The 12,255-nt window shown below is 76.1% G+C and carries 2 protein-coding genes; one reads left to right on the plus strand and one right to left on the minus strand.

Translation table 11 applies throughout. The features are described from left to right. Positions 1-20: 20 nt before the first annotated feature. The gene (locus tag HV824_RS01600) at positions 21-9,569 is read right to left on the minus strand and encodes a flagellar hook-length control protein FliK (RefSeq protein ID WP_176422502.1); all 9,549 of its coding nucleotides are present in this window, start codon (positions 9,567-9,569) and stop codon (positions 21-23) included. A 153-nt stretch (positions 9,570-9,722) separates the two neighbouring features. Between HV824_RS01600 and HV824_RS01605 the strand changes: the two genes are divergently transcribed. Continuing rightward, complete coding sequence (locus HV824_RS01605; protein ID WP_176422503.1) at positions 9,723-12,218, plus strand: protein kinase; 2,496 nt, start codon at positions 9,723-9,725, stop codon at positions 12,216-12,218. Positions 12,219-12,255 lie beyond the last annotated feature (37 nt).

A 12,255-nucleotide genomic window follows, 5' to 3' on the forward strand; every position in this document is an offset into this window, starting at 1 on the left:
GGCGACGCCACGCTACACGGCTAGGCGACGTCCAGCACGCAAAGGGCCAGCGCCCGGAAGGTGTCGCCGCGAGCAAGCACGGCGCCTACATCCACCTGCGCCGGGTCCCCTCCGCGCACCTCCGGGTCCAGCAGCGCCAGGACGCGCCCCGCCGCCAGCGAGGCCGGCACGGAGAGGAAGGCCTCCACCGCCGCCGCTTCCATGCCCGGCACCGGGCCAGGGCGGGCCAGCTTGACGCCGTCCTCACCCAGCGCCAGCGCCAGCGCGCACAGGTAGCTCAGCTCGGAGGCGCCGAAGCAGGACAGCGCGCCCGCGCCCAGCACCAGCACGTCGCCGCTGGCCAGGTACGCCTCCACCCCGCCCACCGGGTCCACCATGAGCTGCAACGCGCCCGCGCCCAGCGAAGCCAGGACGGGACGAAGCGCCGCGGCGAGCCGGGGCAGGCGCTCGGCCGTCACCGGCACCGCGCCGACGGGCACCGGGTGCTCGAAGCCCGACGGCACTGTCAGCGAGGACACCGGGGTCTGAGGCGCCGCCGCGTCGCTGGAGGACAGGGCCGCGCCCACGCCGTCCGCGCGCTGCGAGTCCTCCGTCCGGCCCAGGGCCCGCAGGGCCTCCGCGTAGAGCGTCCACCCATCCACGTCCAGCGGGCGCTCCCGGAGCAGGTGCGGCCAGATGCGGACGGCCAGGGACACCCCCTCGGGCACCGAGGAGAGGTGCTCGGCGGCCATGCGGGTGACTTCGGGGGACAGCTTGCCGGCGTCGAAGAGGCGCGCGGCGAGCCGGGCTCCGGGCGACACCAGCTGCGCGTCCAGGTAGCCGCGGAGGATGGCCTCCAGCACCGCGGGCTCGTCGGTGAGCCGCTCGCGCAGGCGCAGGGCCTCGCCGGTGAGGCCGCGCTCCTCCGCCAGCCTCGCGCGGCGGGCCAGCCGCTCGTCCGTCGCCGGCAGCCGCTCGAGCTGCGCGGCCGCGTCCGCCACCATGCCCAGGGCCTCGTAGGCGTCCGCCAGCCGCTCGCGGTAGGTGTTGCCGGACTCCACGCCCGCGGCCTGCTCCAGGCGCTCCACCAGCGCCACGAAGACCGCGGGCTCCTCGCCCAGGTCCACCAGCGACAGCAGGTGCCGCAGGGAATGGAGCTGCGCGGGGTCGTCCTTCAGGGCCTGCTCGAAGGCCTCGCGCGCCTCGAGCAGCTGCTCCAGCGGGCTGAGGAGCAGCTCACCGCGCTCCAGGTGCAGGACGGCCCGCGCCACCGCGTCCGGCTCTTCGCCGGCCAGCTGCGACAGCGTGCGCACGCAGGCCTCGTAGCGGCCCAGCTCCAGCTCCAGCGCGCAACGCTCACGCAAGAGCGTCTTGCGCCGCGAGGGCCAGCCGTCCGCCGCCATGGCCAGCGCTTCCACCCGCGCCGTGCCCGGCTGCGCATGCACCTGCGCCAGCACCGCCTCCGCCAAGGCCTCCGGGAGCTTCTCCAGGGTGGGCAGCAACAGCGTCAGCCGGGCCGCGAAGCCCGGCTCGGGCGCCAGCTCTTCCAGCGCGCGCAGCCGAGGCAGCACCGGGGCCGCCGCCGAGCGGAGCACCTCGTCGCGCAGCGCCACCGCGAACACGGCGTCACGCGCGGCGGACAGGCCCGCCAGCTCCAACAACCCCTCCGCGTCGCCTTCCGCGCGCAGGCCATCCGCCAGGGCCGAAGCATGCGCGGGGTCCGCGTCCGGCAGCGCGGCCAGGGCCCACAGCGCCTCACGCGTGCGCGCCGGGTCGCCCGCCTGCGCGGCCATGGCCAGCGCGTCGGTCAGGTCGCCCGAGGCCATGGCGGGCGCGAAGCCCACTTCCAGCGCGCGGGCGAAGGCGCCCAGCCGGCCGAAGCGCTCGGCCAGCTCCGAGGGCGCGAGCATGTCCGGCGCCTCGGTGGCGATGCGCTCGAACACCTCCAGCGCCTCGCCGTGCTCGCCCGCCTTCTCCCAGAGGCCCGCGGCCTCCAGCAGCAGCGGGGGGCGCTCCTCCGGCGCCGCCAGCCGCGCGGCCTGCAGCAGCGCCCGCGCCGCGCGAGGGGCCTCGCCCGACGCGCGGTACAGGTGGGCCACCCGCAGGGCGGCGTCGACGTCCGGCTCCACCGAGGCCGCGGCCTTGGCCGCCTTCAGGGCCTCCGGCAGCTGGCCAGCGGATTCGAAGGCTCGCGCGGCGGCCATGAGCAGCACCTGCCGCTCGCGGCCGGAGGCCAGCTCCGCGCGCGCCACCTGCACCTCGGCGCGGCGCGCGGGGGCGTCCTTCAGCAGCGGCTCCAGGGCCTCCAGCGCGTCCGCGTAACCCGCGCCCGAGGCGCCACGCGTGGCCACTTCCTCCAGCGCCTCGCGCGCCACGTCCTCGCGGCCCGCGTCACGCGCGAGCGCGGCCAGCTCCAGCCGCAGCACCGCGGCCTCGTCGGCGTCCTCGACGCGCGGCACCAGCCGCTCCAGCGCCTCCAGCAGCCGCGTGGACTCGCTCCGCTGACGCAGGCCCGTCGCCAGGGCCTGGAGGGCGGTGAGGTCCTCCGGCGCGGCCTCCGCGGCGCGCTGGGTCAGCGTCCAGGCCGCGTCTTCATCCGCCAGCGAGCTGGAGGCCACCGACGCGGCGGCCAGCAGCAGCTCCGCGGCGCGACGGCCACCCGCCGCCTCCGCGCCCCAGGCGTACACGTCCAGCAGGTCGCCATGACGCCCCAGGGCGTGCAGGCCCGCCACGGCCCGGTCGATGACGGACGCATCCGCGGGCCGCAGGCGCGCCAGCGGCAGCAGCGCGTCGATGGCGTCCTTCGGGTCGTCGAAGAGGTCCGCCGCGCGGCGGTAGAGCACCTCGGCGGTGGCGGCGTCCTCCGCGTGGCGCGCCAGTTGGAGCGACGCCCGGTAGAGGCCCGGCGCGTTGCCCGTGCGCGAGTGCACCTCGGCCAGGAGCGACAGGGCCTCACGGCCGCGCTCGCCTTCCGGCTCCAGCGCCACCACGGCCTCGAAGGCATCCGCCGCGTCGTGGAACGCGCCCGCGCCGAGCGAGGCATGGCCCAGCCGCAGCCAGGTCCGCGTGCGCACCGGCACCGGCAGCGCGTCTCCGCCCACGTCCAGCAGGCGGCGGTCGTAGGGGCGCGCGGCGACGGGACCTCCGCCCTTCGCGGCCAGCTCGGCGCGCGCGGACAGGGCGTCCACGTCGTCCCCCGCCAGGGAGAGGTATTCGTCGAAGGCCTCCGCGGCCAGCAGCGCCTCGCCCGCGTCCAGCAGCCGCGAGGCGCGCTCGCGCAGCAGCGGCAAGGCCTCCGGCGTGGACAGGGCCGCGGCGCGCTGGGACAGCAGGTCCGCCAGCCGGCGCACGTCCCCGGACGCGCGCTCACGCACGCGCTCGAAGGCCTCCGCGCTCGCGGGGCTCAGCTCGAAGGCCTGGTCCTCGCACAGCAGCGCCCGCTCGCGGGCACCGGCGGCGCGGAAGGCCCGAGCGGCGGCCAGGTAGCTCTCCGCGGCGCCCGCGGCCTCCTGGCGCTGCGCCCTGCGCAGCATCAGCTCCGCGAGCGCCTGATGGTCCTCGTCCTCCTCCAGGAAGGCGAGGTGCCGGGCGAAGACGGGCTCGCGGAAAGGGTCCGCCTCCAGCAGCACCGCGTCGAACTCCGCGGCGTCCGCGTGGCGCTTCACCTCGTGCAGCAGCTCCGCCGCCTGCGCGGTGAGCTCCAGGTCGTCCGGGCGCGCGCCACGCGCCGCGATGAAGGCCGCGGCGGCGGCCTCCGGGCGCCCTGCCCGGTCGCGGTACAGCACGGCGGCGCGCAGGAACAGGTCCGCGCGGCGGGCCGCGTCGGGCTCGCCTTCCGCGCACTCCTCGTACCAGGCCGCCAGCTCCGCCAGCCGGCCGTCGCTCTCCAGGAGCTTCTCCAGCAGGCCCTCGGCCTCCGTCAGCGCCCGGTCCTTGCGCAGCGCCGAGCGCAGCAACTCCTCGGCCTTCGCCACGTCCGACAGCACGTCCAGGTTCAGCCGCGCCAGCCGCAGCAACATGGCCGCCGCCTCGCCCGCGTCATCCAGCAGCGGCAGCGCGCGCTCCAGCCAACGCGCCTCGGCCGCCGCGTCATCGCGACGCTCGGCCAGCGCCGCGCCCAGCTTCGCGGTGCCCAGGTCCACGGCCAGGGCGAAGGCGCGCTCCAGTGCGACCTCGGCGCCGGCCGGGTCCAGCTTCACGTCACGCAGCAGCTTCGCCCGGTAGCGCTCACACGCGGCGGCCTCGGACGGCTGCCCCCGCGCCTCCAGCAGGTCGCGTGCATCCGCCAGCGCCCGCAGCGCGTCGTCCGCGCGGCCCAGGTCGACCGCGAGCCGGGCCTCTTCCTGATAGGCCTCGAGCGCCGCGTCCGGGTCCCCCGCCTCCAGGCTGAGGGTGGCCACCTCGCGCAGCTCGGCGAGCAGCTCCAAGGTGCGGCCGGTCTCCCGGTGCAGCGCCGCCAGCCGGCGACGCAGCGGCAGCGGCTCCGTGGCCAGCGACGCGGCGCGCGCCAGCAGCGAGGCCGCCACGCCCGCGTCCGCGAGCACCTCGCGGGCCCGCGCCGACAGCTCGACGAGCCGCTGCACGGTGTCCTCGGATGGCGCCAAGGCGTGCGCGTGGGTGACGCGCACCTCGAAGGCGCCGCGCGGGTCGTCCTTCTCCAGCAACGCGGCCAGGCGCAGCACCGCAGGCTCGCACAGCGGCCGCTCGGAGAGGAGCTTCCGGTACGCGGACACCGCGCGCTTCGTCTCTCCGGTCTGCTCGGCCAGCTCCGCCAGCCGCAGCCACGTGGACTCCGCGGCCTCGGGCGCGCTCCGGAAGTCCGCGGCGGCGGCCAGTGCGTCCTGCAGCGGCAGCGCCTCGATGACCGCGCCGCGCAGGTAGAGCAGCTCCGCCAGCGACGCCAGCTCCGCCCCCTGCGCGGGGACCAGCGAGTGGGCCTTGCGCGCCAGCTTCAGCGCCTTGTCCAGGTCGTGCGCGCCGTGCGCGTAACCCGCGCCCTCGCGCAGCAGCAGCGCGGCGTCCTGCGCGGTGGCGCTCTCCGCCGCGGTCTCCAGCAGCGCCGCGGCCTCACGCAGCTCGCCACGCTCCGCCACCAGCGAGACCAGGCGACGGCGGACAGCGGCGTCGGATGGAGACAGGCGCAGCGCCTGCCGCAGCGCGGCCTCGGCGGGCACCGGCTGCGACAGCCGGTCCAGGTAGAGGCTGGCCAGCTCGGCGTACAGCGCGGCCGCCTCGGCGGGCGCCACATGTGGTGCCTCGGTGGAGAGCAGCTCGGCCAGCGCGGCCCAGTCCTCCCGGGTCCGCAGCACGCGCTGGAGCGCGGCGGTGGCCCCCGAGTGCCGGGGTGCCAGCGCGAGCGCCGCCTCCAGGCTCTGCCCCGCGTCCGCCATCCGGCCGCCGGACTCCAGCAGCGCGGCGCGCGCCAGCAGCGCCTCCACGCGGCGAGGCACGGGGCCCTGCAGGGCCGCCTCGGCGAGCGCTGCGGCCTCCTCCTCCGGCTTGCCCTCACGGCGCGCCAGCTCGGCGAGGGCGAAGAAGGCGTCACACCGCTCCGCCGCGGACAGCTCCAGCCCGATGGCCGCGCCCAGGGCCTCGCGCGCCAGGACGCGCTCGTCCTTCTCCACCAGCGTGGCGGACAGGGCCAGCAGGCGCTCGCGAGCGCGGGTGGCGAGGTTGGCGTCGACGGACACCGCGCGGCGCCACACGTCCAGCTCCGCGGCCTCGTCGCCCGACTCGCGCGCCAGCTCCGTCAGCGCGAGCAGCAACGCCGCGGGACGACGAGCGCCCTTCGCGGCTTCCGAGAAGTCATCACGCGCGGCGGACGCCCGGCCCGCGGCGCGGTGAAGCACGGCGCGACGGGCCAGCAGCTCCGCGCGCGCTTCGCCCGAGGCGGCGGCCACCAGCGTGCTCAGCAGCTCCAGCCGCTCCGTCTCCTCCTCCGGCGTGCCGGTGCCGGGCGGCGGCAACAGGTCCAGCAACGACTGCGCCGCCCAGGTGTCGTGCGGCTCCTCCAGGCGCAGGCTGCGCAGCGCGTCCACCGCGGTGGTGGCGCGCCCCAGGCCCAGCGACAGCTCCGCCAGCTCGCGGCGAGCAGCGCGACGGAGCTCGCCGGACAGGCGCGGCCACAGCTCCACCAGCAGGTCCGCCAGGGCCTCGCGCGCACCCGCCTTGCGGTGCAGCGACGCCAGCTCCACCCGGGCGTCCAGGTCTTCCGGCGCGCGCGCGCTGTACTCGGCCAGCAGGCGGCGGGCGGCATCCGTGCGGCTCGCGCGCACCGCGGCGGTGGCGGCCTTGCGCGTCAGGGCCACGCGCTCGCTCTCACGCGGCGCGTCGCTGTCCGCGGGCGGCAAGGCCAGCACCGCCTCGAAGTCCTCCAACGCGGCGCGGGCATCGGTGGGCAGGCGCAGCTCGCCCCGGCGCTGCCGCGCGGGCGCGTAGCTCGCGTCACGCTCCAGCGCGTCGGCGAGGAAGGCCTCCTCGCGGCTGGTCCCCGCGGCGAGCAGCGAGGCGCGGAACAGCAGCTTCGCGCCCGCGCGAGCCTCGGGCATCAGCGCGGCGCGGCGCGCGTACAGGCGCGCGGCCTCCAGCTTCTCGCCGCGCTCCAGCTCCAGCTCGGCCAGCGACTCCAGCACCTCGGCGGCCAGCGGGCCCTCGGGGCTCGCCTCCAGCGCGGCCGTCAGGCGCATCAGCGCGGCGGCGTTCTCCCCTCGCTCCAGCAGCGCGCGGGCGCTCTGGAGGAACAGCGGCGCGGCCTCCTCGGCGCGGTCGGCGCCCATCAGCGCCTGGGCACGGTTGGCCCACAGCTCGGCCAGGGCCTGCGACTCCCCGGCCTCCGTGTAGAGCGCCTCCAGGCGCGCGGCCAGGCCATCATCCAGCCGGCGCAGCGGGAAGGCCTGCGCGTAGGCGGCGATGGCGCCTTCGCGATCGCCCAGCATCTCGCACGCGCGGCCCAGCCGGGAGCGCACGTCCGCCAGCTTCTCCGGCGCCGCCGTGCGCGGCAGCGTGGACAGCAAGCTCTCCAGCGCGCGACGGGCATGCTCGGGGCGCTCGCAGCGCAGCGACAGGTCCGCCAGGTCCAGCAGCACCGCGGCGTCCGGCGCCAGCCGCGCGGCCTTCTCCAGCGCCACCAGCGCGTCACCCACGCGGCCCAGCCGGGCCTCCAGCACGCCAGCCAGCTCACGCAGCGCCGCCGCCGCCAGCCGCTTGTCGCCCTGGGCCTCGGCCACCCGCGCGCGCACCTCCAGCGCGTCGGCCAGTCCGGCCATGTCGGCGCGCTTGCGCTGCAAGGCGCACAGCTCACCCAGCGCGGGCAGGTCATCCGGCTCGGCGCGCAGCACTTCCTGGAGCGCGTGGACGGCCAGGTCCAAATCGAAGGCCAGGTCGCGCGCGGCCACCGCGAGGCGGCGGTACTTCTGCGCGCGCTCCTTCAGGTCCGTGGCGAGCCGCGCCAGCGAAGACAGGCACCGCGTCAGCAGCGCGCCGTCGCGCCGGGCCTCGGCCAGCGCCAGCAGCGACTCCAGCGCGGGCCGGTGGTCGCCATCCGCCTCCAGCGCCAGCAGGAGCAGCCGCTCCGCCTTCTCCGGCTGTTGCAGCTTGCCCCGGTGCAGCTCGCCCGCCTCGGCCCAGGCCGCCGCGCGCTTGCCGGGCGCGTCCTGGAGCGCCGCGGCCTTCTCCAGCGCCTCCGCCAGCTCCTGCGAGCGGCCGGTGGCGCGGAAGTACGGAATCAGCTCCTCCAGCGCCACCGCGTCGCGCGGGTCCAACGCCAGCGCGGACTCCAGGTGCTCCCGAGCGCGCGCCGGGTCACCCAGCCGCGTACGGTACAGCCGCGCCAGGGCGTGGTGGCTGGCGTGCGCGGCGTGCCGCACCTCCTCCGAGCGCGGCGCCGGCCCCGCCAGCTCCAGCGCCTGCTGGTAGCCCGCCAGCGCCTCCTGCAACCGGCCCAGCCCCTCCGCCACGCGGGCGGCGGCGAACAGCGGCTCCGGCTCACCGGGAAGCAACGACACCGCCTCGCGGAAGCGCAGCAGCGCGTTCTCCGGCTGCTTCAGGCCTTCGTCCCACACGCGGCCGGCCATCAGGTCGGCATTCCCCACCCGGTCCAGTTCGTGGCGGCCCATGGCCACCTCGCGCAGGCGGTCCAGGGCCTTCAGCGCGCGCAGGTGCTCACCGCCGCGGTGGCACAGCTCGCCCAGCAGCAGCAGCGCGTCCGGGTGGTCCGGCGCCAGCCGCAGCGCGGCCTCGCAGTGCAGGCGCGCGCCGGCGATGTCGTCCTCCGTCTGCGCGCACAGCCGGGCCAGGTGCACGTGCGCATCGGCGGCCTCGGCCGGGTCGCGCGCGAGCGCCGCCAACCGGCGATAGGCGCGCACCGCGCCGGCCCTGTCGCGGGCCTGGTCCGACGCACGCGCCAGCGCCTTGAGGGACGGCAGGTGGTCGGGCTTGAGCCCCAGCAATTCATGCAGCGCCTTCACCGCCACCTGCGGCGCGGTGTCGCGCGAGCAGCGAGCGGCGGCCTCGGCGGCGAAGAAGGCGGCGGCCTCCTCCGAGGTCCGGCGCGCGAGCGCGCACAGCGCCAGGTAGCGCTCGGCGGCGCGGGCTCCCTCGCCCCGGCGCTCGCGCACCACGGCCTCGCCCCAGAGCGAGGCGGGGCTGCGGTCCCTGCGGCGTTGCAGCGTCGCCGCCACGTCCAGCGCCAGGTCATGCGCCTGCGGGTCCGCCACCATCAGCGACAGCAGCCGCTCGGCGGCGAAGGGGTGCGCGTCCTGCGCGTCACCGGCCTGGAGATACGCCTGACGTGCGTCGGCCAGCCGGCCCTGCGCGATGAGCCCTTCGGCGTCCGCGAAGGCGCGCGCGCCCTCCAGCGCGAGCAGCAGCTCCTCGTCTGGAGGCGACGGCGGCGGCAGGCCCCCCGCGGAGAAGCGCAGGCGCAGGCCCGTGCTGGAGACCTCCGCGGCCGACAGGCGCGCGGTGTCCAGCGTCGGCATCTTGTAGCCACGGCTCACCGCCGCCAGCTGGCACAGCACGGGCAACACGCGCGTGGAGAACCCCGTGGCCCCGCGGACCTCGACCTCCGGCACCAACGCCAGCGCGCCCACCGCCGCGGACAGCAGCCCCGGCACCTGCACGGACGGCGTGGAGGAGAAGCCGTAGAGGCGCACGTCGTAGAGATAGACGGCGAGCCGCTCCCCGTCCGCGTCGAACGCCACCTTGAAGGTGAAGGGCGTGTGCTCCGGCGCCGGCAGCCGTCCCTGGCCTTCGAGGTAGCCGGGCCGGAAGTGCAGGCGCAGGTCCTCGATGCCGGCCAGACGCCCGGCCAGCTCCGCCACCCGGCGCGTCACCAGGTCCGCGTCGACGGACAGCTCGAGGAAACCGAAGTGCAGCTTCTTGCGCTGGTAGCGCGTGGCGCCGGCGCTGACGTTGAAGGGGAAGCTGACGTCCGGAATCTGGAGGGCGAAGTCGGAGATGCGCAGCCCCGGCAGGACCTCCAGCGCCGGGAAGCCCACGAACGCCCTGCGGTCCAGCAGGCGCAGCTCGGGGGCGGCGGCGCGCGCATCCAGCGCCGTGGCGGGCTTGGGAGAATCGCTTTCGGTGGCCATCGCGGGAGCAGGGACGTTAGCACGGGGCCCAAGCCCTCGAAATTTCTGGCAAACCCCCGCTTGTGGGGCAGGCAACGAGACGTGATGGCTCCCCGAATCCAGGGTGAAGGAACGGGCTGCGCCCTGGGCCGAAGTCGGACAAGATGCGCCCGCGTGTTGGCCCCCGACTCCCTTGTCCTCGACGGTCGCTTCCGGGTTCTCCGTCCGCTGGGCTCGGGCGGGATGGGAGAGGTCTACCTTGGTGAACAGGTCTCCCTGGGCCGCAAGGTGGCCATCAAGGTCCTGCACCATGACCTCCACGCCCAGGCCGGCATGGCGGAGCGCTTCAAGCGTGAGGCGCGCCTCCTCTCCGCCGTGGAGCACCCGGCCGTGGTGCGCATCGTCGACTTCGGCGAGTCCGGCGACCACGCGTGCCTCGTCATGGAGTTCGTCGAAGGTGAGAGCCTGTACGACGTGCTCACCCCAGGTCCCATGCCCCCGGGGCGCGGGCTGCCGCTGCTCCAGCAGTTGGCGGAGGGCCTGGCCGCCATCCACGACAAGGGCATCATCCACCGCGACCTGAAGCCGGAGAACGTCTTCATCTCCAAGAGCGCCCGGGGCGAGCAGGCCCGGCTGCTGGACTTCGGCATCGCCCGGCTCGTGGAGCCGGACGCCGCCAGCAGCGTCAGCCAGATTGGCGTGGTGCTGGGCACGCCGGAGTACCTGTCGCCGGAGCAGGCCGTGGGCGCGAAGGTGGACACGCGCAGCGACCTGTACTCGTTCGGCGTGCTGACCTACCGCGTGCTGTCCGGGCGGCTCCCCTTCGACGGGCCCCTGCCGCGCAACTTCCTGTCGCAGCACGCCTCCGCCGCGCCGCTGCCGCTGGACCGCGCGGCCCCCACGCTGTCGCGCTACGTGGGCCTGCTGTCGCTGGTGATGCGCCTGCTGGAGAAGGACCCGGGCAAGCGTCCCCAGAGCGCGCACGAGCTGGCGGACGCGCTGGCCGCGGCGCACTCGGCCCTCGCCGCCTTCACGCCCGGCCTGGGCACCCCCGCCTACGTCCCGCCGCCGGGGAGCGGCGCCACGCCCTCCTCCGGCACGTCGGTGTTCGGCACCGGGAGCGCCACGGGGAGCGGTGCGGGCCCCACGGGCACCGCGGCCTTCGCGGGAGTCGCTCCGGCGCCGCAGGCGAGCAGCGGCACCGCCGCGTTCGGTGTGGCCTCCAGCGGCGGCTCGACCTCGGGCGCCCTGCCGGCGGCGTCCGCCCCGCGCACGGGGACGGCGGCCTTCGGGATGAAGGTCTCCGGCAGCATGGCCGCCGTGACAGGCGGCGGCGCGCTGGCGGTGAAGCCGCAGAACCTCACGGTGATGCTCACCGACATCCAGGGCTTCACCGAGCGCACCAGCCGGCAGACGCACGAAGAGAACGCGCGGATGCTGGAGACGCACGACAAGCTGCTGATGCCCCTGGTGAAGGAGCACGACGGGCGGCTGGTCCAGAAGCGCGGTGACGCGTTGCTGGTGGTGTTCCGCTCCCCCACCGCGGGTGTGCTGTGCGGCATGGCCATGCAGGACCGGCTGTGGCGCCACAACCAGGCGGTGCCGGAGGTGGACCGGCTCAACGTGCGCGTCTGCCTGCACGCGGGCGAGGTGCTCGCCACGCCTGACACCGTGATGGGCGAGCCCATGGAGGTCGTCGAGGCCGTGGAGCACGTCGCCAGCGCGGGCGAGGTCACCTTCACCGAAGCGGTGAACCTGGCGCGCAACCGCGCGGAGGTCACCGCCGAGCCCTGCGGCGCCATCGCCCTGCCCGGCCGCGACGAGCAGCTCCAGCTCTACCGCTGCCAGCGCGCCGCGGAGGGGCCGCCTTTTGGCGACCGCTTCGCCTCGCAAGGCAGCCGGGGCAACGCGCTCGCCCCCCTGCTGGCGAAGCTCCAGGCCGTGAAGCTGCCCACAGGGTTGGGGGAGCTGCTGCGTCAGCGGCGGCGCGAGGCGGCGCTGGTCGCCGGCGCGGTGGTGCTCCTGGGCGCCGGGGCCGCGTGGCTGGGCCAGCGCAGCGACGCCGGCACGCGGGCCTTCGCGCTGCTGGAGGATGGGAAGCTCGACGAAGCCCTGGCGCTGATGGACACCGCCACCGACGAGGAGAAGGAGCTGCCCTCGCTGCGGCGCGCGCGCGTGGCGGCGCACCACTCCAAGGGGCACCACATCAGCGAGCGGACCGCGCTCAACCACCTGAAGGAGGAGGAGCTTGAGGACGTGGAGCCGCTCATCCTCGACGGGATGGCGGAGGACTACGGCAAGGAGCCGCTCACGGTCCTGGAGCGGTCCCTGGCCCGGCTCCCGAAGGACCGCGTGCGCGCCCACTACGAGGACCTGGCCGAGGAGGCGTACTCCCTGCGCCAGTGGGGCGCGCTGCGCTACCTGGAGTTCGCCAAGGCGGCGGACGGGGTGGACCTGGTCCGCGCGTACAGCGAGGCGCTGAACACCCCGGACTGCGGCATCCGCACCCAGGCCGCCAACCGGCTCGCGGGCCTGGGTGACGCGGATGCCATCCCCGCGCTGGAGCGCGTCACCACGCTGCCCAAGGAGAAGGGCCTCCTGGGCAGCAAGGACTGCGGCCACGACGCGGCTGCGGACGCCATCAAGTCACTCAAGAAGACGAGCAACTGACTCCGGCAGCCCTTGAGGCGAGGGCCAGTGGGATGAA

This window comes from Myxococcus sp. AM009, from assembly GCF_013372605.1.
Classification (GTDB): Bacteria; Myxococcota; Myxococcia; order Myxococcales; family Myxococcaceae; genus Myxococcus; species Myxococcus vastator.

Coding starts and splice junctions, on each gene's coding strand:
- HV824_RS01600 (WP_176422502.1), bottom strand. CDS start 9,569: ATGGCCACCGAAAGCGATTCTCCCAAGCCCGCCACGGCGCTGGATGCG.